This is a genomic window from Pseudomonas sp. BC42, assembly GCF_021560055.1.
GTDB lineage: Bacteria > Pseudomonadota > Gammaproteobacteria > Pseudomonadales > Pseudomonadaceae > Aquipseudomonas.
Genome location: NZ_CP091067.1, coordinates 3,974,224 through 3,994,549, shown reverse-complemented (window position 1 = coordinate 3,994,549; position 20,326 = coordinate 3,974,224). Strand labels below are relative to the sequence as shown.

Annotated in this window: 17 protein-coding genes; 10 read left to right on the top strand and 7 right to left on the bottom strand. The window is 66.3% G+C overall.

Annotated elements, in window-relative coordinates:
• Nucleotides 1-45: 45 nt before the first annotated feature.
• From L1O02_RS17735 to L1O02_RS17705, 7 genes are read left to right on the top strand one after another with little or no spacing between them, the layout of a single operon-like run.
• Nucleotides 46-1,035 (top strand): AMP-binding protein, encoded by a 990-nt coding sequence (locus tag L1O02_RS17735; protein ID WP_060843352.1) that lies wholly within the window; start codon nt 46-48, stop codon nt 1,033-1,035.
• Nucleotides 1,032-1,808 carry an ABC transporter ATP-binding protein gene (locus L1O02_RS17730; RefSeq protein WP_235758402.1) on the top strand — a complete coding sequence of 259 codons (777 nt, stop codon included), beginning with the start codon at nt 1,032-1,034 and terminating at the stop codon, nt 1,806-1,808. Before L1O02_RS17735 ends, L1O02_RS17730 begins: the two co-directional genes overlap by 4 nt.
• Complete coding sequence (locus tag L1O02_RS17725) at nt 1,808-2,689, top strand: branched-chain amino acid ABC transporter permease (RefSeq protein ID WP_060838924.1); 882 nt, start codon at nt 1,808-1,810, stop codon at nt 2,687-2,689. The genes L1O02_RS17730 and L1O02_RS17725 overlap by 1 nt, the downstream gene beginning before the upstream one ends.
• 4 nt (nt 2,690-2,693) lie before the next feature.
• Nucleotides 2,694-3,743, top strand: a complete 1,050-nt coding sequence (locus L1O02_RS17720; RefSeq protein WP_060841929.1) for a branched-chain amino acid ABC transporter permease — start codon at nt 2,694-2,696, stop codon at nt 3,741-3,743.
• 28 nt (nt 3,744-3,771) lie between these two features.
• Complete coding sequence (locus L1O02_RS17715) at nt 3,772-5,106, top strand: ABC transporter substrate-binding protein (protein ID WP_102864475.1); 1,335 nt, start codon at nt 3,772-3,774, stop codon at nt 5,104-5,106.
• Nucleotides 5,107-5,109: 3 nt separating this feature from the next.
• Nucleotides 5,110-5,877, top strand: a complete 768-nt coding sequence (locus L1O02_RS17710; protein WP_235758400.1) for an ABC transporter ATP-binding protein — start codon at nt 5,110-5,112, stop codon at nt 5,875-5,877.
• Between the two features lie 13 nt (nt 5,878-5,890).
• Nucleotides 5,891-7,327: an FAD/NAD(P)-binding protein gene (locus L1O02_RS17705; RefSeq protein WP_235758398.1), complete on the top strand. Its 1,437-nt coding sequence runs from the start codon at nt 5,891-5,893 to the stop codon at nt 7,325-7,327.
• 279 nt (nt 7,328-7,606) lie between these two features.
• On the opposite strand, the gene L1O02_RS17700 is transcribed toward L1O02_RS17705, so the two are convergent.
• From L1O02_RS17700 to L1O02_RS17675, 6 genes are all read right to left on the bottom strand, one after another.
• Nucleotides 7,607-8,716 (bottom strand): Gfo/Idh/MocA family oxidoreductase, encoded by a 1,110-nt coding sequence (locus tag L1O02_RS17700; protein WP_060838928.1) that lies wholly within the window; start codon nt 8,714-8,716, stop codon nt 7,607-7,609.
• 231 nt (nt 8,717-8,947) lie between these two features.
• On the bottom strand, nt 8,948-9,715 hold the full coding sequence (locus L1O02_RS17695) for an SDR family oxidoreductase (RefSeq protein WP_060838929.1): 768 nt from the start codon (nt 9,713-9,715) through the stop codon (nt 8,948-8,950).
• Nucleotides 9,716-9,754: 39 nt separating this feature from the next.
• Entirely contained in the window at nt 9,755-10,822 is a 1,068-nt protein-coding gene (locus L1O02_RS17690; RefSeq protein WP_060838930.1) for a phosphotransferase family protein, read from the bottom strand.
• Between the two features lie 254 nt (nt 10,823-11,076).
• Nucleotides 11,077-12,027, bottom strand: coding sequence for a 2-hydroxyacid dehydrogenase (locus tag L1O02_RS17685; protein ID WP_060843358.1), 951 nt, complete (start codon nt 12,025-12,027; stop codon nt 11,077-11,079).
• 17 nt (nt 12,028-12,044) lie between these two features.
• Entirely contained in the window at nt 12,045-12,440 is a 396-nt protein-coding gene (locus L1O02_RS17680; protein ID WP_235758396.1) for a VOC family protein, read from the bottom strand.
• A gap of 133 nt (nt 12,441-12,573) precedes the next feature.
• A complete protein-coding gene (locus L1O02_RS17675) occupies nt 12,574-13,113 on the bottom strand; it encodes a cysteine hydrolase family protein (RefSeq protein ID WP_060838933.1) in 540 nt (179 codons plus the stop codon).
• A gap of 511 nt (nt 13,114-13,624) precedes the next feature.
• Between L1O02_RS17675 and L1O02_RS17670 the strand changes: the two genes are divergently transcribed.
• From L1O02_RS17670 to L1O02_RS17660, 3 genes are all read left to right on the top strand, one after another.
• Entirely contained in the window at nt 13,625-14,905 is a 1,281-nt protein-coding gene (locus L1O02_RS17670; protein ID WP_060838934.1) for a serine/threonine transporter, read from the top strand.
• 189 nt (nt 14,906-15,094) lie between these two features.
• A complete protein-coding gene (locus L1O02_RS17665; protein WP_060838935.1) occupies nt 15,095-15,712 on the top strand; it encodes a ParB-like protein in 618 nt (205 codons plus the stop codon).
• Complete coding sequence (locus L1O02_RS17660; protein ID WP_060838936.1) at nt 15,702-17,384, top strand: SulP family inorganic anion transporter; 1,683 nt, start codon at nt 15,702-15,704, stop codon at nt 17,382-17,384. The genes L1O02_RS17665 and L1O02_RS17660 overlap by 11 nt, the downstream gene beginning before the upstream one ends.
• Before the next feature lie 147 nt (nt 17,385-17,531).
• On the opposite strand, the gene acnB is transcribed toward L1O02_RS17660, so the two are convergent.
• Nucleotides 17,532-20,132, bottom strand: coding sequence for a bifunctional aconitate hydratase 2/2-methylisocitrate dehydratase (acnB, locus tag L1O02_RS17655; RefSeq protein WP_235760257.1), 2,601 nt, complete (start codon nt 20,130-20,132; stop codon nt 17,532-17,534).
• Nucleotides 20,133-20,326 lie beyond the last annotated feature (194 nt).

The window sequence follows — 20,326 nt, the reverse complement described above, 5'->3', positions numbered from 1 at the left end:
CCAGCGGACCACCGCACGCGTTTGCCAAGTTGTCGAGGTCAATTCATGAGCGTGCATGAACTCAAGCGTCCGCCCACCACGGATGCGCCAGCCCCCGAGGACCGCTTGCAGTTGAGCGGTGCCCTGGAACAGTTGCGGCACTGGGCCCAGGCCCGGCCGTTGGACAATGCCCTGCGCCACAAGCGCCACGGCCATTGGTACGCCTGGCGCTGGATCGATGCCCTGCGCGATGTCGAGCGTCTGGCCGACGGCCTGCGCCAGCAAGGCCTCGACTCGCAGTCCCGGCTGGCCCTGAGCGGGCCGTTCGAGCCGGACCTGTTGCTGCTGGCCCTGGCTGCCCGGAGCCTGGGCGCCGAAGTGCTCAGCCTCGACCCGGAGCTGGCGCCCGAGGCCCTGCGCCAGGCGCTTTGGCGCCTGCAGCCGAGCCACGCCTTCGTCCACTCGCGGCGCCAGGTCCTGGCCTGGGTGGCCGCCGGGGACCAGGGCCCGGCCCCGGGGCTTTTGATCGCCGGGCAAGCCTTGCCGCGCCTGCCCGCCGGTGTGCGCCAGCCGCTGCTGTGCTTTGCCGACTTGCTCGGCCCCAGCGAAGCGCCCCAGCGCCAGCTCTATTGGCGCCATCCGGCCACTGCCGAGCAACTGTGGAGCGAAGAGGGCACGCAATGGGCGGCGGGTCTGCAGGTGTTGCTGGAGCACTGGCTGAACAGCGGCCACAGCCTGGCCTTCCCCGAAACCGCGGCATCCGCCAGTCGCGACCGCCGCGACGTGGTGCCCAGCGGCCTGCTGCTGTCGCCGCCGCGCCTGCAGCAGCTGGCGGACGAAATCGAAAGCCGCCTGGCGCCTCCCGGCAGCTGGCGCCGGCGCCTGTGCGAGTGGGTCATTGCCCATCCTCGCCGGCCACTGCCCCGGCTGCTCAAGCAACGGGTGCGCCGGTTGCTGGGCTTTGCCCGCTTGCAGTTCATCTGGCAGCCGGCGCCGTCGCATGCTCACCCCTCAACCCCGGCCTGGATCGCCGAATTCAAACGGAACATTGCATGAGCCCCAGCGAACCCATCCTGCAAGTGCGTGCCGTGTCCCTGTCGTTCAAGGGGGTCAAGGCCATCAACCAGCTGTCGTTCGACGTGCGCCGTGGCGAAATCTGCGGCCTGATCGGACCCAACGGCGCCGGCAAGAGCTCGTTGCTCAACCTGCTCAACGGGGTCTATCGCTTCGACAGCGGGGCGATTGTCTTCGACCGCCAGAGCTATTCGCGCATCGACCCGCTGAGCGCCGCTCGCCGTGGCATTGGCCGGACGTTCCAGAACAATGCGCTGTTCAAGAAGATGAGCGTGATCGACAACCTGCTCACCGGCCTGTCGCGGCAGTCGCGCACCTACCTGATCGAGCAGGCCCTGGGCTTGCCCCGGGCCCGGCGCGAGGCTGCGACCTTCCGCCAACTGGCCCAGGGCATCCTGCAGTTTCTCGATTTGCAGGCACTGCGGGATGTCCCGGTGGGCAACCTGTCCTACGGCCTGCAAAAGCGCGTGGAGCTGGGGCGGGCGCTGATCGCCGGGCCCAGCCTGCTGTTGCTGGACGAACCCCTGGCGGGCATGAACGCCGAGGAAAAGCAGGAAATGGCCGGCTTCATCGCTGACATCAATCGTGACCTGGGCACCACCGTGGTGTTGATCGAGCACGACATGGGGGTGGTCATGGAGCTGTGCCACCACGTGGTGGTCCTGGACTACGGGCGCAAGGTGGGCGATGGCACGCCGGCCGAGGTCCAGGCCAATCCCGACGTGATCGCCGCCTACCTGGGGGTGGTGCACTGATGAACTTCTTCCTCGAAACCCTGCTCGGCGGCCTGCTGGCCGGCACCCTGTACTCCCTGGTGGCCATCGGCTTCGTGCTGATCTACAAGGCCAGCGGCGTGTTCAATTTCGCCCAGGGCGCGATGCTGCTGTTCGCCGCCCTGACCTTCGTCAGCCTGCACGACCAGGGTGTGCCCTTCGCCCTGGCGCTGCTGCTGACGGTGCTGGTGATGATCATCGGTGCCTGGCTGATCGAGCGCCTGGTGCTGCGGCCCCTGGTCAATCGCTCGCAGATCACCCTGTTCATGGCCACCCTGGGCCTGTCGTTCATCATCGAGGGCCTGGCCCAGGGACTGATGGGCTCCCAGGTGCGCGCCCTGGACCTGGGCATCGACGACGTGCCGCTGTTCCTCGGGCCGCTGATGGTCAGCCAGTTCGACCTGATCGCCGCCGCGGCCGCCCTGGTGCTGGTGACGGTGCTGGCGCTGCTGTTCAACAAGACCCGCATCGGCATTTCCCTGCGGGCGGTGGCCGACGACACCACGGCGGCGCTGTCCATCGGCATCAACCTCAACCGCATCTGGCAGATCGTCTGGGCCGTGGCCGGGGTCGTGGGGCTGGTGGCCGGGCTGCTCTGGGGCGCGCGCCAGGGGGTGCAGTTCTCGCTGTCGCTGGTGGTGCTCAAGGCGCTGCCGGTGCTGATCATCGGCGGCTTCACCTCCATCGGCGGGGCGATTGCCGGGGGCCTGATCGTCGGTGCCGCCGAGAACCTGGCGGAGGTCTATATCGGCCCGCTGATCGGCGGCGGCATCACCCCCTGGTTCGCCTATGTCCTGGCCCTGGCCTTCCTCTACATCCGTCCCGCCGGCCTGTTCGGCGAGCGGGCCATCGAGCGAGTGTGAATTGATGTCCATCCCCCTGACCCGGCAAACCGCGCCGCTGCTGCTGGTCCAGCGCCGTCTGCCCCTGGGCCTGAGCGGCCTGTTGCTGTTGACCTGCGGCGTGGTGCCCCTGGTTGCCAACGACTATTGGCTCAACGCGATCCTGATTCCCTTCCTGGTGCTGTCCCTGGCCGGGCTCGGGCTCAACCTGCTGACCGGCTACACCGGCCAGACCTCGGTGGGCGCCGCCGGCTTCATGGCGGTCGGAGCCTTTGCCACCTACGGCTTCGTGCTGCGCCTGCCAGAGCTGGGGCTGCCCGTGGCGCTGCTCGGCGGTGGCCTGATCAGTGCCCTGGTGGGCTGGCTGTTCGGCCTGCCCAGCTCGCGGATCAAGGGCTTCTACCTGATGGTCACCACCCTGGCGGCGCAGTTCTTCCTGGAGTGGCTGTTCGTCAAGTTTCCCTGGTTCTACAACTACGGCTCCTCGGGCACCATCTCGGCTCCGCAGTTGAGCCTGTGGGGGCATGACCTCAATACCCCGACCGGGCGCTACCTGTTGACCCTGGTGGTGGTCCTGCTGCTGACCCGGGTGGCGCAGAACCTGGTGCAAAGCCAGGTCGGGCGCAACTGGATGGCGATCCGCGACATGGACACCGCGGCCGCGGTGATCGGCATCCCGGTGGCCCGCTACAAGCGCCAGGCCTTTGCCGTCAGCTCGTTCTACCTGGGCATCGCCGGGGCGCTGTGGGCCTTCGCCTACCTGGGCACCGCCAGCGCCAGCAGCTTCGATATCAATCGGTCGTTCCAGATCCTCTTCATCATCATTATCGGCGGCATGGGCAGCGTGGCCGGCAACTTCGTCGGCGCGGCCTTCATCAGCCTGCTGCCGATCTTCCTCAGCCACGCCGGGCAGTGGCTGCTGGGCGGGGCGGTGGACGCCGGGCAATTGCAGAACCTGCAGAAAATCATCTTTGGCGTGCTGATCATCCTGTTCCTGATCAAGGAGCCCGAGGGCCTGATCCGCCTGCTGAGCAACCTGCGCGAGCGCCTGCGGCACTGGCCGCTGCGCTTCTGAAATTCCACTCAAGACCTAGAGAGACAACATGCGTGCATCCTTGAAAGCTTCCCTGGCCAGTGCGGCCTTGCTGCTGTCCGCGGCGCTGACCCCGCAGGCCCAGGCCGCGCCGGACCAGCAGTTCTTCCCCCTGGCCACCTACCGGGTCGGGGCCTATGCCTCCAGCGGGGTGCAGGTGTGGGCCGGGATGATCGACTACCTGAACTACATCAATCAGGTGGAAGGCGGGATCAACGGGGTCAAGCTGGTGTGGCAGGAATGCGAGACCGAATGGACCGCGGAGAAGGGCATCGAGTGCTACGAGCGCTTCAAGAAGGGCCTGGACGGCGCGCCGGTGGCGGTCTATCAGCCCAACGGAGCGCCGGCGGCCTATGCCCTGAGCGAGCGAGCCGAGGTGGACAAGATCCCGCTCATTACCCTGGGCTACGGGCGTACCGAAGCCACCGATGGCACGGTGTTCCCCTACAACTTCCCGGTGATGCTGACCTTCTACAGCGAGGCCTCGACCCTGGTGAACTACATCGCCCAGCGCGAGGGCGGGTTCGACAAGCTCAAGGGCAAGAAGATCGCCACGGTCTATCACGACTCCGCCTATGGCCGGGAAACCCTCGGGCCGCTCAAGCTGCTGGCGGAAAAATACGGCTTCGAGAACATCCAGATCCCGGTGGCCGACCCGGGCAACGAGCAATCGGCGCAATGGCGGCAGATCCGCCAGCAGAACCCGGACTGGGTGTTCCTGCGCACCTGGGGCGTGTCGACCCCGGTGGCGGTCAAGACCGCGGCGCGCTTCGGCTTCCCGGTGGATCACATCATCGGCGACATCTGGGCCAGTTCCAGCGAGGACGTGCTGCCGGCCGGGGTCGCCGCCAAGGGCTACCTGGCGCTGACACCCTACCCGGCGGGCAGCGACTTCGAGATCCACAAGCGCCTGAAGCAGTACATCCTCGATACCGGCAAGAGCGACCTCAAGGACCTGAAGAACTTCGGCAGCGTGTACTACAACTCCGGGCTGGTGAACGCCGCGGTGGCGGTGGAGGCGATCCGCACCGCCCAGGGCAAGTTCGGCAAGCGCCCGCTCAACGGTGAAGAAGGGCGCTGGGGCCTGGAGCACCTGAACATCGACGACGCCCGGCTCAAGGACATGGGTTACCTGGGGCTGATGCAGAACCTCAAGCTGTCGTGCCGCGATCACGAAGGCGGCGGCGCGGCCCGGGTGCAGCAATGGGACGGGGCCAACTGGACCCTGATCAGCGACTGGATCGCCGCCGACCGCGCGCTGCTGCGGCCGCTGATCGACGAGAAGGCCGCGGCCTTCGCCAAGGAAAAGCAACTGACGCCACGCACCTGCAACGGGGATGACTGAAGCATGAGCCACAGCGCCACGGCCACCGCGGCCGAGCACCTGTTGCAGGTGCAGGACATCGAGGTGATCTACGACGGCGCCATCCTCGGGGTGGCCGGGGTGTCCCTGGACGTGCCCCGGGGGGCGATCGTCGCCTTGCTGGGGGCCAATGGCGCCGGCAAGAGCACCACCCTCAAGGCCATCTCCGGCCTGGGCCGGGCCGAGCGGGCCCAGCTGGGGCGGGGCAGCATCCGCTTCGCCGGGCAGGACCTGGCCGGGGTCGACCCCAGTCGCCGAGTGCGCCAGGGCATGGTCCATGTGCTGGAGGGGCGACACGTGTTCGGCCAGCTGACCGTGGAGGACAACCTGCGCAGCGGCGGCTTTGTCCGCGGCCTCGGCAGTCGGCAGCTGGCCGAGGATCTGGAGCGCATCTACCACTGGTTTCCGCGGCTGCTGACCAAGCGCCGGGTGCGTGCCGGCCTGACCTCGGGTGGTGAGCAGCAGATGCTGGCCATCGGCCGGGCGTTGATGACCCATCCTACTTTGGTACTGCTGGACGAACCTTCCATGGGCTTGGCGCCTATTATCGTCCAGGAGATTTTTCAGATCGTCGCCCAGCTCAATCGCGAGGCGGGGGTGAGTTTTCTGATCGCCGAGCAAAGCATTAATCTGGCGCTCAAGTACGCGTCCCACGCCTGCCTGCTGGACAACGGACGGGTGGCCCTGTCCGGCACCGCCGAGCAGTTGCTGGCCCGGGGCGATCTGCAGGATTTCTACCTGGGCAAACACTGACCGCGAGCATGCCATGAGCCAGAACCACACCCCACCGACCATCCCGGCCGACCCTGATGCGGACATTCTGATTGTCGGCGGTGGCCTGAGTGGCGCCTTGCTGGCCGCGCAATTGCTGCGCCGGCCGGGCCGGCGGCGGATCCTGGTGATCGAGCCGCGCAACGAACTGGGGCGTGGCGAGGCCTACAGCGCCGTGGAGCTGGGGCACACCCTGAACGGCAACGCCGCGCGCATGAGCGTCGACCCGGACAACGCCGACGACCTGACCCAGTGGCTGACCCGGCACATTGCCGAGGGCGGCTGGCCCGAGTCGGATCGCCAGCATGTGCCGGTCAGCGAACTGTTTCCGCCCCGCGGGCTGTTTGGCGTCTATGCCCAGCAGCGGCTGGCCGAGGCGCAAGCGCAGGGCCGGGGGCAGGGCTCCTCGGTGAGCCATGTGCAGGGCGAAGCGGTGGACCTGGAAATCGAACCTGACGGCGTGCTCCTGACCCTGGCCGATGGCCGGCAACTGCGGGGCGCGCGGGCGGTGCTGGCCACGGGCATGTTCCCCGCGGCGCGCACGCCACAGACCCGGTCCAGCGGCCTCAACGCCGCCGCGCTGGACCCCTGGGACGTGGCCGCCATGGCCCGCCTCGACCCGCAGGCGACGGTGCTGATCATTGGCTCCGGGCTGACCATGGTCGACGCCGTGGTGTCCCTGGAGCAGGCCGGGCATCGCGGGCCGATCGAAGTGTTCTCCCGCCATGGGCTGCTGCCGCACGTGCGTCGCCAGCCGCCGGCCTGGGAGGATTTTCTCGCCGCCGACCCGAGCCTGCGCAGCCCCCGGCAGTTGTTCCGGGCGCTGCGGCGCCAGTGCCAGGCGGCGCAGGCCCGGGGCATCGACTGGCAAGCGCCGCTGGACACGGTGCGGGCCCATATCGGGCGCTTGTGGAGCCAGGCCAGCGAGGCGCAGAAACGCCAGTTCGTACGTCATGTGCGGCCCTGGTGGGAAAGCCATCACCATCGCTCGCCGCCCTTGAGCGCGGCGCTGGTGGCGCGCCTGCAGGAGCAAGGCCGGTTGCGGGTGCATGCCGCGTGCTACCAGGGGCTGGAGGCGGGCGCCGACGGCCGCCTGGCGATCCGCCTGCGCTATCGCGGCAGCCCGGACAGCGTGCGCGTGCCGGGCGATGCCCTGATCAACTCCAGCGGCATCGAATACGACTGGCGCCGGGTGGCGCGGCCCTTGCCGCAGCAACTGCTGGCTCGCGGCCTGGTCACCCCCGGTCCGCTGGCCCTGGGCATCAGCGCCACGGCGGACGGCGCCGTGCACGATGCCCGGGGCCAGGCATCCGCGCGCCTGTTTGCCCTGGGCCCGCCGTTGCGCGGCCTGTGGTGGGAAAGCACCGCCGTCACCGACGTCGCCCTGCAAGCCAAGGCCCTGGCCGCGCGCCTGGCCGCATTGCCCTTGTAGCCGCTGCCGCAGGCTGCGAACGGCCCGCAGGGCCGCGGCGCACTAAAGGCCGCTGCGGGTGCTACGGGCGACCGCCAAGCAAGGTCCTGCGGACCTTTGCGCAGCTTCGCGGGCTCAGCAGCGGCTACAGGCAATGCCGATCGGGGTTGTGTAGCCGCTGCCGCAGGCTGCGCACGGCTCCGCAGGAGACGCGGGGATCTTGAGGCTGTCCAAGATCTGCGGGCGATCGTCAGGCAAGGCCCTTTGGGCCTGTGCGCAGCTTCGCGGGCTCAGCAGCGGCTACAGGAGGGGGACCCAGCGCTGTTCCTGGGCGGCGGTGCGGATTGCCGCGGCCAGGCGTTCAATTTCCCAGGCTTCAGCGAAATCCGTGCCGTCTCGGCCCTGGCCGCACAGGGCCATGATCAGTTCGTGAACCTCCAGGGTCTTGAGTTCGTTGTAGCCCAGTTGATGCCCGGGGGCCGGGCTGAAGGCGGCGTAGCCGGGCAGGTCGGGCCCGGCCAGCAGGCGCTGGAAGCCTTTCTGTCCGACCCGGTACAGGCGCAGTTCGTTGAGCCGTTCCTGGTCGAAGGCCAGGGTGCCCAGGGTGCCGCTGATCTCGAAGCTCAGGTGGTTCTTGTAGCCGTGCTTGATCCAACTGCTGCTCACGCAGCCTCGGGCGCCATTGGCAAAGCGCAGCAGGGCGTGGGCCTGATCGTCGACTTCTATGCCGCGACGTTGCTGGCTGGCGCTGTGAACAGGGCGTTGCCGGTGCACGGTCTGGGTGTCGGCGCACACCGCCTGCACCGGCCCCATGAGAAAGCGCGCCATGGCCAGCAGGTGGCTGCCCAGGTCCGCCAGGGCACCACCGGCGTGCTGCGGGTCGCAGCGCCAGGACCAGGGCGAATCCGGGTCGGCCATGAAGTCTTCGCTGAACTCGCCCTGGAAGCTCACCAACTGCCCCAGCTCACCCTGGCCGATCAGTTGCCGGGCGAGGACGATCATCGGGTTGTGCTGGTAGTTGTAGCCGACCCGGGTCACCACTGCGGCGGCCTGGGCCGCGTGGTGCATCTGCCGGGCCTGTTCGACGCTGACCGCCAGGGGTTTTTCGCAGTACACCGCCTTGCCCGCCGCCAGTGCCGCCATGGCCATGGGGAAGTGCAAATGGTTGGGGGTGGTGATGGCCACCAGATTGACCCGGGGATCGGCGATCAATCCTTGCCAGTCGCTATGGGCCCGGGCGAAGCCCCAGGCCCCGGCGCAGTGTTCGGCCCGCTGCGCATCAGCATCGGCCAGGGCGGCCAGGTGCAGGCGCACCGGCAGTTCGAACACCGCGCCGACGCTGCGAAACGCCAGGGCGTGGGCCCGGCCCATGAAGCCGGTGCCGATCAAGCCAATGCCAAGTTCGTCCATAACCGCTCCTGCAGAATTATTGTTCTAGGGAGTGCTAGTTATGGAATAAATATTCTTTAATTGCAATTGCTGGAATTAAAATTTCGAGGCGGCCCTGCAGGCGCCGGCTGGCCGGCAAAAGGCGTCGTGAGGCGAGCGCCGGGTTCAAGCGGCTGTTCGCTGGCCAGTCAGCGCCCGCAGGACAAGAAAAAGGCAGCCCGGGGGCTGCCTGTCTGGAGGTGCAAGCAGGCCTCAGGAGAGGAAGCCGCCGTCCACGTTCAGCGCAACACCGGTGGTGTAGCTGGAGGCGTCGCTGGCCAGGTACAGCACCGCGCCGGCCATTTCGCTGGGGTCGGCCACGCGCTTGAGGGGGATCTGCGCCAGGGCGGTCTTGAGGATGGCGTCGTTCTTCACCAGCGCCGAGGCGAACTTGGTGTCGGTCAGGCCCGGCAGCAGGGCGTTGCAGCGGATGCCGAACGGCGCGCATTCCTTGGCGAAGACCTTGGTCATGTTGATCACCGCGGCCTTGGTCACCGAGTAGATGCCCTGGAAGATCCCCGGCGAGATGCCGTTGATCGAGGCCACGTTGATGATGCTGCCGCCGCCGTTCTCGCGCATCAGCTTGCCGGCTTCCACCGACATGAAGAAGTAGCCGCGGATGTTGACGTCGACGGTCTTCTGGAAAGCCCCGAGGTCCGTGTCCAGGACGTTGCAGAACTGCGGGTTGGTGGCGGCGTTGTTGACCAGGATGTCCAGGCGCCCGAACTGTTCGCGGATGCCGGCGAAGACCTGGCTGATCTGCTCCATTTCACCGATGTGGCAGGCGATCGCGGTGGCCTTGCCGCCGGCGGCGATGATCGCGTCGGCGACGTGTTGGCAACCGTCGAGCTTGCGGCTCGACACGATCACATGGGCCCCTTGCTGGGCCAGCAACTTGGCAATGGCCTCACCGATGCCGCGGCTGGCGCCGGAAACGAAAGCGATCTTGCCGTCGAGGTCGAACAACTGAGTCTTGGACATGGTTTTTCCCTGGTTGGGTTGTCGAGCGCCGGGGCGCGGTCAGAGGCTGGATTTGTCGATGACCTGCAGGCTCATCTGCTCCAGCAGCTTGTTCATGTGAATGAACTGCGCGAAGCGTTTGTCCTGGGTCTGGCCGTGGTAGAAGCGGTAGTAGATCTGCTGCACGATGCCGGCCAGGCGGAACAGGCCGTAGGTGTAGTAGAAGTCGAAATTGCCGATCTCGATGCCCGAGCGCTCGGCGTAGTAGTCGACGAATTGCCGGCGGGTGAGCATGCCCGGGGCGTTGCTCGGCTGGCGCCGCATCAGTTGCACCGGCGCCGGGTCGGCGGCTTCGATCCAGTAGGCCAGGCTGTTGCCCAGGTCCATCAGCGGATCGCCCAGGGTGGTCAGCTCCCAGTCCAGCACGCCGATGATCTGCATCGGGTTGTTGGGGTCGAGGATCACGTTGTCGAAGCGGTAGTCGTTATGGACGATGCTCGAGGTCGGGTGGTCGGCGGGCATCTTCTCGTTGAGCCAGGCCTTGACGGTGTCCCAGTGCGGCGCATCCGGGGTCAGGGCCTTCTCGTAGCGCTCGCTCCAGCCCTTGATCTGGCGCTGCACATAGCCTTCGGGGCGGCCCAGGTCGCCGAGGCCGCAGGCGTTGTAGTCGACCCGGTGCAGTTCGACGAAGCGGTCGATGAAGCTCTTGCACAGGGCCTCGGTCTGGCCGGCGTCCAGGCCCAGCTCCGCCGGCAGGTCGGAGCGCAGGATGATGCCCTTGACCCGTTCCATGACATAGAACTCGGCGCCGATCAGCGACTCGTCGGTGCAATGCACGTACGCCTTGGGGCAGTAGGGGAAGCCGTCCCTGAGCTGGTTGAGAATGCGGAACTCGCGGCCCATGTCGTGGGCCGACTTGGCCTTGTGGCCGAACGGCGGGCGCCGCAGGACGAACTCCTGGTCAGGGTATTCCAGCAGGTAAGTGAGGTTCGAAGCCCCGCCCGGGAACTGGCTGATCCGCGGCGTGCCGCTGAGGCCGGGGATGTGGGCCTTGAGGTACGGATCGATCAGGTTGGCGTCAAGTTCCTCGCCGGAGCGAGTACGGGTGGACTGGTCTGTAAGCGCCATGCTTATCCCTTCTGCTTATTCTGGAGGCCAGAGATTATTGGCTAATCTAATGCGCCTACCGGCCGCTCACAATCGCCGCGGGCCTTTATAGGTGCGCGTGTTGCCGGACAATCATTGCTTTTGATACAAGCGTTTGAATTTGCCTCGCCCGGCCGCCAATCCCGCAGGAGCAAGGGCGGTCGAGGCGGGCGGGTAGATCGCGTCCAGCTCCCACACCCGCCAGCGGGGGAGCATAGGCGCTGCTCGGGGCGGTGTCAGTTCGCGGGCGGCAGGACCAGTGGGGTCAGCAGCGGCCGGCCTGCGAAGTGGGCCTGCAGGTTGTGGCCGACCCTCTCCACGGTGTCGCGGCTGGCCTGGGGCGACAGGCCGGCGACGTGGGGCGTGAGGACGACGTTGTCGAGAACCTTGAAGGCGTCCGGGACCTGGGGCTCGTCGTCGAACACATCCAAGGCGGCCCCGGCAATCCGCCGCTGCTGCAGGGCCTGGAGCAAGGCGTGGGTATCCACCACGCTGGCCCGGGCGATGTTCACCACAAAGCCCTCGGGGCCCAGTGCCTCCAGCACCTGATGGTCCACCAGGTGCCGGGTCTCGGCGCCGCCGGGGGTGGCGATCACCAGCACATCCACGTCGCGGGCCAGTTCCACCAGGGTCGGGCAGAAGCGATAAGGCTGGTCCGCGCGGGGCTGGCGGCTGTGATAACTCACCGGCATGTCGAACCCCAGGGCGCAGCGCCGGGCAATGGCCTGACCCACGGCCCCCAGGCCGAGGATACCCAGGCGCATGCCGGCCAGGGACGGGCGCATGACTTTTGGCCACTGGCCCTGGCGCACCGCGGCATCGGCCTGGGGAATGCCGCGCACCAGGGCCAGCAGCAGGGCCAGGGCATGATCGGCCACCGAGGGCGCGTTGACCCCGGCGCCATTGGTCACGGCGATCCCGCGGTTGCTCGCCGCTTGCAGGTCGACCTGTTCATAGCCGGCGCCGATCACGCAGATGATCTGCAACCGGGGCAGGGCGGCGATCTCCGCCCCGGTCAGGCCCAGGGGGCCGCGGGTCAGCACGGCGTCGATCTGCCCGGCGTGGTCCCGGATCGCCTGGGCCCGGGCTTGCGCAGTGGGCGCCAGGATCAGCTTGAAACCCAGGTCTTCGAGGTGCGGCAGGTAGGCGTTGACGTTTTCAACCAGGACCAGGACGGTGGCGCGCATGGCGTACTCCTCGTGGGTTAGTGGGGCAGGGGTTGGCGCAATTGAAAGAGGTTGCCTTCCGGGTCGATGCCGTCGCAGGCCCGGGCGTCCTTGAATTGCCATTCGCGCTCGGCCTCGTACACCCAACCACCGGCCTTGGCTGCGCGTTGCCGGGCCCGGGCCAGGTCGTCCACCTGGAACAGCGGCTTGCAGGCGCAATCGCTGCGGGGCAGCGGTGGTTCCTGGAGGACGATGCGCGCAGCAATCGCTGGCGGCACCTGGACCAGGGTCAGCTCAAAGCCCTGGTGGGCCAGTTGCTGGTCATCGGTTTGCTGTTCGGTGATGGGCCAGCTCAGCAGTTCGGCATAGAAGCGGGCGAGGGCAGGTGGATCAAGGCTGTAGAGCAGGCAGCTGGCGATCGTCGTGGCGCTCATGGAGGGTTTCATACGGGCAGGGGCGAGGGCTCAAGGGTGGGGGTTGCAGGGGATTTTGGCAATCGGCCGGCACTGTTCCCGGGGCCGAACGCGCACATCGGCGTCCCCGGGGCAGTGGCGGAAGCGCTTTGAATCAGAAGCTCACGTCAGGGGTCTTGATCAGGCGCACGAAGGGGCCATTCAGGGTGGCGTTGTGGTGGGCGATGATTTTTTTCGCCCCCAGCACGGGGGTGTCCATGCAGGTGTGGGCGTCTTCCACCAGCAGCGCGGCAAACCCCAGGTCGCCGGCGGCGCGGCAAGTGGCGTCGACGCAGTACTGGGTCTTCATGCCGACGATCACCAGCTCCTGGACCTGGGCCTCCTGCAGGCGCTCGGCCAGCCCGGTGCCGACAAAGCAGCTGGGGCGGGTCTTGTCCAGCACGCAGTCCAGCTCTTCATCCACTTCCAGGGTCGGCAGCAGTTGCCAGAACGGGCTGCCGGCGGCGATCGGCGAGTCGGCGGGGCCGGTATGGCGCACGGCGAAGATCGGCGCCCCGGCCTGGCGGGCGCGGCGGATCAGCTGATTGATGTTTTCCAGGGTCTGTTCGCGCTTGTAGGGCTTGTCCGGTCCGTTGAACAGGCCGACCTGCATGTCGATGACCAGCAGGGCACGCTTGGCGTTGGATAAAGGCATCTTGTCTCTCCTTGTAGTGCCAGTTGGACGGAGAAACAAAAGGCCCCGTCCATTGCTGGCGGGGCCTTGGTTTTACTGTGCTTGCCTTACCCTGCACAGCCACCACACGACCCGCCGGAAGCAGTCGTGGTGGTAGCGGTAGGGTTGAGCGCGTAGATATTCATGGGGTCCGATCATGCCGTCTGTCCGTGAGCCCTGTCAACGCAACCCCGCGGGGGCCGCCTCGTCGGCGAGCGGATTCATCGGACCTGCATCGCCCCGGCGGACCCCGGCGCTGGCAAAAGCGCTCTTTCGGGACCCGGGTGGGGGCGCGAGAGGGCCGGGCCAGACGCTTCGCCATCCAGTAAAAAAATATCTGCAGCGCACAAACCGTTCCTCAGCTGAGTCTATGCAGCGCCTGCGGAATCCCGGACAATCGCGCCCCCTCTGTTTCGGTCGGGGTTCTGTCTGTCGGGTACTCCGACGCGCCCTGACCGAATGGCAAATGACCGGAATGTGGAGATCCCACCGGATGAATGATCAGGCCAACAGCGTTGATCAACGCTTTGAAACGGCGGCCCCAGCGACCCTGAGCAGCTGGAACCGCCAAGACACCACCTGGATGCTGGGCCTGTTTGGTACCGCCATCGGTGCCGGTACCCTGTTTCTGCCCATCAATGCCGGCCTCGGCGGCTTCTGGCCGCTGCTGATCCTGGCGCTGCTGGCGTTCCCCATGACCTTCTTTGCACACCGCGGCCTGACCCGCTTCGTGCTGTCCGGTCGCGATGGCGCGGACATCACCGAGGTGGTGGAGGAGCATTTCGGGATCAAGGCCGGTGCCCTGATCACCTTGCTGTACTTCTTTGCCATCTTCCCCATCCTGCTGATCTACAGCGTGGCCCTGACCAATACCGTCGGCAGCTTCATGGAGCACCAGCTGCACATCGCGCCGCCGCCGCGGGCGATCCTGTCCCTGGTGCTGATCCTCGGCCTGTTGGCCGTGGTGCGCTGCGGCGAGCAGGTGATCGTCAAGGCCATGAGCCTGATGGTCTACCCGTTCATCGTCGCCCTGGGGTTCCTCGCGGTGTTCCTGATTCCCCACTGGAACGGCGGCATCCTCGCCACCGCCAGTGACGTGCCGGCACCTTCGGCCTTCCTGCACACCCTGTGGCTGGCGATCCCGGTCATGGTGTTCTCGTTCAACCATTCGCCGATCATCTCGGCCTTTGCCGTGGACCAGAAGCGTCGCTACGGCCTGCACGCCGAAGAGCGCAGTTCGCAGATCCTGTCCCGCGCCCACCTGCTGATGGTGGCCATGGTGCTGTTCTTCGTCTTCAGCTGCGTGCTGACCCTGTCGCCGGCGCAACTGGCGGAAGCCAAGGCGCAGAACCTGTCGATCCTGTCCTACCTGGCCAACCACTTCAGCAACCCGACCATCGCCTTCGCCGCGCCGCTGATTGCCTTCGTGGCCATTGCCAAGTCGTTCCTGGGGCACTACATCGGTGCCAGCGAAGGCCTCAAGGGGCTGATCGTCAAGAGCGGCCGGCGTCCCGGGGCCAAGGCCCTGGACCGCGTGACCGCGGCGTTCATGCTGGTGATCTGCTGGGCGGTGGCGACCCTCAACCCGAGCATCCTGGGGATGATCGAAACCCTCGGCGGCCCGGTCATCGCGGCGATCCTGTTCCTGATGCCGATGTACGCCATCCGCAAGGTGCCGGCCATGGCCCGCTATCGCGGCCAGGCGTCCAACGTGTTCGTGACCCTGGTGGGCCTGGTGGCGATTACCGCCCTGGTGTACTCGCTGCTCTCCTGAGTGCCGCGGCGCCCTCCCAATAGGAGCCGGCGTGCCGGCGAAAGGGAGGGCTCAAGCCCGCTTCGACAGACAACGCCGCCGGTGCTTCACAGCATCGGCGGCGTTGTCGTTCAAGGCATTGATCGTGATCGTCTGCGGCCTTGAATAAAGGTCTAAGCTGACGATTTTGTGCCTGTCTGGAGTCATTGCATGGCCCGTGCTCACCCGCAGTTGATTCGCGCCCGCCTGGATACGCTGCACCCGACCCAACTCACGGTGGGCCTGGCCGAAGTCGAGGCCAAGCGCCGGATGTGGCAGCAGCTCAAGCGCAAGGCGCGGGCGGCAGCCCTGGAGGATCACTGGTTCCCCTGCGTGCTGGGCCCTCGGCAGCGCTATTACATCGTCGACCATCATCACTTCGGCATGGCCCTGCTGCAGGAACAGGTAAAGGAGGTGCCGTTGCTGGTGCTCAAGGACCTGTCCTTTGTCGACGCGGGCAGTTTCTGGGAGGTGATGGCGTTCAACCAATGGGCTCATCCTTATGATGCCCAGGGCGTGCGGCGTGCTTTCGAGCAGATTCCCGCGCGCCTCCTCGACCTGCAGGATGATCCCTATCGCAGCCTGGCCGGCCTGTTGCGGCGCGCCGGCGGTTTTGCCAAGGACACCACGCCGTTCAGCGAATTTCTCTGGGCGGACTTTTTTCGCCGGCGCCTCGACCGCGAGGCGCTGGGCAAGCTGGGGGCCAAGGTTCAGGCCCGGGCCCTGAAACTGGCGCGCAGCCAGGACGCACGTTACTTGCCAGGATGGGTGGGCCAGATTGTCGACTGATCCAGGGCAGCTCGCTGCCACTCTCGCACCGCGGCGCAGCCGCGACCTGCTGGCCGGCTTGTCCATCGCCGGCCTGTTGCTGCCCGAAGCGGTGGCCTATTCCAGCATCGCCGCCTTGCCGCCCCAGGCCGGGGTCATTGCCCTGTTCGCCGGGTTGTTGTGCTACGGCCTGTTCGGCACCAGCCGCTTTGCCATCGTATCGGCCACCTCGTCGTCGGCGGCGGTGCTGGCAGCGGCGACCCTGTCGCTGTCCGACGGCGATGCGCAACTGCGCCTGAGCCTGGGGTTCGCCCTGGTGCTGCTCACCGGGGCGTTCTTTATCCTGGCGGGGCTGTTTCGCCTGGGCGGCGTCACCGCGTTCATTGCCAAGCCGGTGTTGCGCGGTTTTGCCTTCGGCCTGGCGGTGACCATCATCCTCAAGCAGTTCGCCACCGTGGTCGGGGTGCACTTGAGCACCGGCAACCTGGTGCGCTTCCTGCCGCAGTTGCTCGAGCAATGGCCGCAGTGGAACTGGGCGGGCGTGGCGGTGGCGGCCCTGGCCTTGCTGGTGCTGGCGATCTGTTCGCGGATTCCCTACGTGCCCGGCGGGCTGGTGGCGGTGGTGATTGGCATTGGCGCCGGACAATGGCTCGACCTGCCGTCCCACGGGGTGGCGCTGATCGGTGTCATCGAGCTCAAGCTGGAGGTGCCGAGCCTGCCGGACCTGCCCTTTGCCGACTGGCTGCGCCTGGGGGAGCTGGCCTTTGCCCTGGTGATGATCCTCTACGCCGAATCCTACGGCTCCATCAGTGCCCTGGCCCTCAAGCATGGCGACCGGGTGTCGTCCAACCGTGACCTGCTGGCCCTGGGCGCCGCCAACCTGGTGTCGGGGCTGTTTCACGGCATGCCGGCCGGTGCCGGCTACTCGGCGACTTCCGCCAACGAGGCGGCCGGGGCGCGCTCGCGGTTGGCGGGGCTGACCGCGGCGGCGGTGATGCTGCTGATCGTGCTGACGGTATTGCCCTACATCGCGCTGACTCCGGAGCCGGTGCTGGCGGCGATCGTCATGTATGCCCTGGGCCATGGCCTGAGCCTGCAGCCTCTGGGGCGCTACTTCATCTGGCGCCGGGATCGCTTCCTGGTGATCTGCGCGGTCGCCGCGGTGCTGGTGCTGGGGGTGCTGGACGGTCTGTTGCTGTCGGTGGGGGTGAGCATTCTGCTGATGCTGCGCCAGCTGTCGGCGGCGGATATCCAGATCCTCGGCCAACTGGGCAGCGGTCATGACTTTGTCGACCTGAACCGCCATCCCCAGGCGCGGCAAGTGCCGGGCGTGCTGATCCTGCGACCGGGGGAGGCGCTGTTCTTCGCCAACGCCGAGCGCATCCTGGGCGGTGCCTTGCGCCTGATCCGCCAGGTGCAGGCGCCGATTCACACCGTCATCCTCAGCCTGGAAGAGTCGCCGGACCTGGACGGGACCAGCATCGAAGCCCTGGACGCGTTCTTCCGCCAGGTCAGCCTGGAGCACAAGCATCTGGCCCTGGCCCGGCTCAAGCACAGGGCCAAGGATGCCCTGGCGGCCTTGCCATCGAGTGTCGGGTATCAGGTGTTGCTCAGTGGCACCAGTGTCGACGACACCCTGCAGGAAAGCCTGCAGGGCTGGAGCGGTCAGGCCCAGGCGGGACTCTGGCATTGAGTCTTGGCGCTTTCGCGTATCGTGTCCGGCCTGTGGCGCCGGAGCGCAGGGCGCAATAGCCGGCAGGGGCGTCAGCACCGGCCAGGGGCATAAAAAAACGCCGCGTATCGTGGAATACGCGGCGTTCTTTTTTACAACGCTACAGCCTTAGGCTTGCACCACCGGGATCTTGGCGTTGGCGGCCGCTTCACGGAACTCGGCGATCTGGTCGAAGCTCAGGTAGCGGTACACGTCCGCTGCCATGCTGTCGATCTTGCCGGCGTATTCCATGTACTCCTCGACGGTCGGCAGGCGACCCAGGATCGAAGCCACCGACGCCAGCTCGGCCGAAGCCAGGTAGACGTTGGCGCCATCGCCCAGACGGTTCGGGAAGTTACGGGTCGAAGTCGACACCACGGTCGAGTTCGGCTCTACACGTGCCTGGTTACCCATGCACAGCGAGCAGCCCGGCATTTCCATGCGCGCGCCGGCCTTGCCGTAGATGCCGTAGTAGCCTTCTTCGGTCAGTTGGTGAGCGTCCATCTTGGTCGGCGGCGACAGCCACAGACGGGTTGGCAGCTGGCCCTTGACCTGATCCAGCAGCTTACCGGCCGCGCGGAAGTGACCGATGTTGGTCATGCAGGAACCGATGAACACTTCGTCGATCTTCTGGCCAGCGACGCTGGACAGCAGGCGAGCGTCGTCCGGGTCGTTCGGCGCGCAGAGCACAGGCTCCTTGACGTCGGCCAGGTCGATCTCGATGACTTCGGCGTACTCGGCGTCCTTGTCGGCTTCCAGCAGTTCTGGGTTGGCCAGCCAGGCTTCCATCGCTTGAGCGCGACGCTCCAGGGTACGGGCATCGCCGTAGCCTTCGCCGATCATCCAGCGCAGCAGGGTGATGTTGGACTTCAGGTACTCGGCGATCGACTCTTTGGACAGCTTGATGGTGCAACCGGCAGCCGAACGTTCGGCCGAGGCGTCGGACAGTTCGAAGGCTTGCTCGACGGTCAGGGTTTCCAGACCTTCGATCTCCAGGATGCGGCCGGAGAAGGCGTTCTTCTTGCCTTTCTTCTCGACGGTCAGCAGGCCTTTCTGGATCGCGTAGTAAGGGATGGCGTGGACCAGGTCACGCAGGGTGACGCCAGGCTGCAGCTTGCCCTTGAAGCGAACCAGGATCGATTCCGGCATGTCCAGTGGCATGACGCCAGTGGCGGCGGCGAAGGCCACCAGGCCGGAACCGGCCGGGAACGAGATGCCGATCGGGAAGCGGGTGTGGGAGTCACCACCGGTGCCGACGGTGTCCGGCAGCAGCATGCGGTTCAGCCAGCTGTGGATGATGCCGTCGCCCGGACGCAGGGACACGCCGCCACGGGTCATGATGAAGTCGGGCAGGGTGTGGTGAGTGGTGACGTCGATCGGCTTCGGATAGGCCGCGGTGTGGCAGAACGACTGCATCACCAGGTCGGTGGAGAAGCCCAGGCAAGCCAGGTCCTTCAGTTCGTCACGGGTCATTGGACCGGTGGTGTCCTGGGAGCCGACGGTGGTCATCTTCGGTTCGCAGTAGGTGCCTGGACGCACGCCAGTCACGCCGCAAGCCTTGCCGACCATTTTCTGCGCCAGGGTGAAACCCTTGGTGCTTTCAGCGGGGGCTTCAGGCTTCTTGAACAGGTCGGACGGTGGCAGACCCAGCTCGGCGCGGGCCTTCTCGGTCAGGCCACGGCCGATGATCAGCGGGATACGGCCGCCGGCACGAACTTCGTCCAGCAGCACTGGGGTCTTCATTTCGAAGGTGGCCAGGACTTCGTCGCTGTTGTGCTTGGTGACTTTGCCAGCGTGCGGGTACAGGTCGATCACGTCGCCCATGTTCATCTTCGACACGTCGAATTCGATCGGCAGGGCGCCGGCGTCTTCCATGGTGTTGTAGAAGATTGGAGCGATCTTGCTGCCGAAGCAGAAGCCGCCGGCACGCTTGTTCGGCACGTAAGGAACGTCGTCGCCGAAGAACCACAGAACCGAGTTGGTGGCCGATTTACGCGACGAACCGGTGCCGACCACGTCGCCGACGTAGGCGATCGGGAAGCCGTCGTTGCGCATCTGCTCGATCTGTTTCATCGGGCCGATGGAGCCTTGCACGTCCGGCACGATGCCGTCACGGGCCATTTTCAGCATGGCCAGGGCGTGCAGCGGGATGTCCGGGCGGGACCAGGCGTCAGGTGCAGGGGAGAGGTCGTCGGTGTTGGTTTCGCCGGTGACCTTGAACACCCGCAGGCTGATCTTGTCGGCCAGTACCGGGCGGTTCTTGAACCACTCGCCGTCGGCCCAGGATTGCAGCACGGCCTGGGCGTGAACGTTGCCGTTCTTGGCTTTTTCCGCGACATCGTGGAAAGCGTCGAACATCAACAGGGTGTGCTTGAGTTGAGCGGCAGCCACTGGCGCCAGCTCGGCGTTGTCCAGCAGGTCCACTAGGGTCACGATGTTGTAGCCGCCCTGCATGGTGCCCAGCAGTTCAACGGCGCGCTTCTTGTCGATCAGGGGAGAGGTGGCTTCACCTTTGGCCAGAGCGGAGAGGAAACCGGCCTTGACGTAGGCGGCTTCGTCGACTCCTGGTGGAACGCGATTGGTGATCAGGTCAACGAGGAAAGCTTCTTCGCCAGCCGGGGGATTCTTCAGCAGCTCGACCAGGCCTGCAGTTTGTTCGGCGTTAAGCGGCTGGGGAACGATACCCAGTGCTGCGCGCTCTTCGATATGTTTGCGGTAGGCTTCAAGCACAGTTATTACCCTCATCAGTGGTCCCAAATGGGTGTCCGGGACGCTCATCCCGAAATTGCCGTACTCATGCGCTGCGTGGCGTTGTGGGCCACTTAGCCAGAATTACCGACAATTCCTTACAGAAGCTGCTTTCAAAGTTTTACGCCTGCAGAACGGGGAGCTGATGAGGGTTGGCGCTGGATTTTTCCCCGCTG

Coding starts and splice junctions, on each gene's coding strand:
- L1O02_RS17735 (WP_060843352.1), top strand. CDS start 46: ATGAGCGTGCATGAACTCAAGCGTCCGCCCACCACGGATGCGCCAGCC.
- L1O02_RS17730 (WP_235758402.1), top strand. CDS start 1,032: ATGAGCCCCAGCGAACCCATCCTGCAAGTGCGTGCCGTGTCCCTGTCG.
- L1O02_RS17725 (WP_060838924.1), top strand. CDS start 1,808: ATGAACTTCTTCCTCGAAACCCTGCTCGGCGGCCTGCTGGCCGGCACC.
- L1O02_RS17720 (WP_060841929.1), top strand. CDS start 2,694: ATGTCCATCCCCCTGACCCGGCAAACCGCGCCGCTGCTGCTGGTCCAG.
- L1O02_RS17715 (WP_102864475.1), top strand. CDS start 3,772: ATGCGTGCATCCTTGAAAGCTTCCCTGGCCAGTGCGGCCTTGCTGCTG.
- L1O02_RS17710 (WP_235758400.1), top strand. CDS start 5,110: ATGAGCCACAGCGCCACGGCCACCGCGGCCGAGCACCTGTTGCAGGTG.
- L1O02_RS17705 (WP_235758398.1), top strand. CDS start 5,891: ATGAGCCAGAACCACACCCCACCGACCATCCCGGCCGACCCTGATGCG.
- L1O02_RS17700 (WP_060838928.1), bottom strand. CDS start 8,716: ATGGACGAACTTGGCATTGGCTTGATCGGCACCGGCTTCATGGGCCGG.
- L1O02_RS17695 (WP_060838929.1), bottom strand. CDS start 9,715: ATGTCCAAGACTCAGTTGTTCGACCTCGACGGCAAGATCGCTTTCGTT.
- L1O02_RS17690 (WP_060838930.1), bottom strand. CDS start 10,822: ATGGCGCTTACAGACCAGTCCACCCGTACTCGCTCCGGCGAGGAACTT.
- L1O02_RS17685 (WP_060843358.1), bottom strand. CDS start 12,027: ATGCGCGCCACCGTCCTGGTCCTGGTTGAAAACGTCAACGCCTACCTG.
- L1O02_RS17680 (WP_235758396.1), bottom strand. CDS start 12,440: ATGAGCGCCACGACGATCGCCAGCTGCCTGCTCTACAGCCTTGATCCA.
- L1O02_RS17675 (WP_060838933.1), bottom strand. CDS start 13,113: ATGCCTTTATCCAACGCCAAGCGTGCCCTGCTGGTCATCGACATGCAG.
- L1O02_RS17670 (WP_060838934.1), top strand. CDS start 13,625: ATGAATGATCAGGCCAACAGCGTTGATCAACGCTTTGAAACGGCGGCC.
- L1O02_RS17665 (WP_060838935.1), top strand. CDS start 15,095: ATGGCCCGTGCTCACCCGCAGTTGATTCGCGCCCGCCTGGATACGCTG.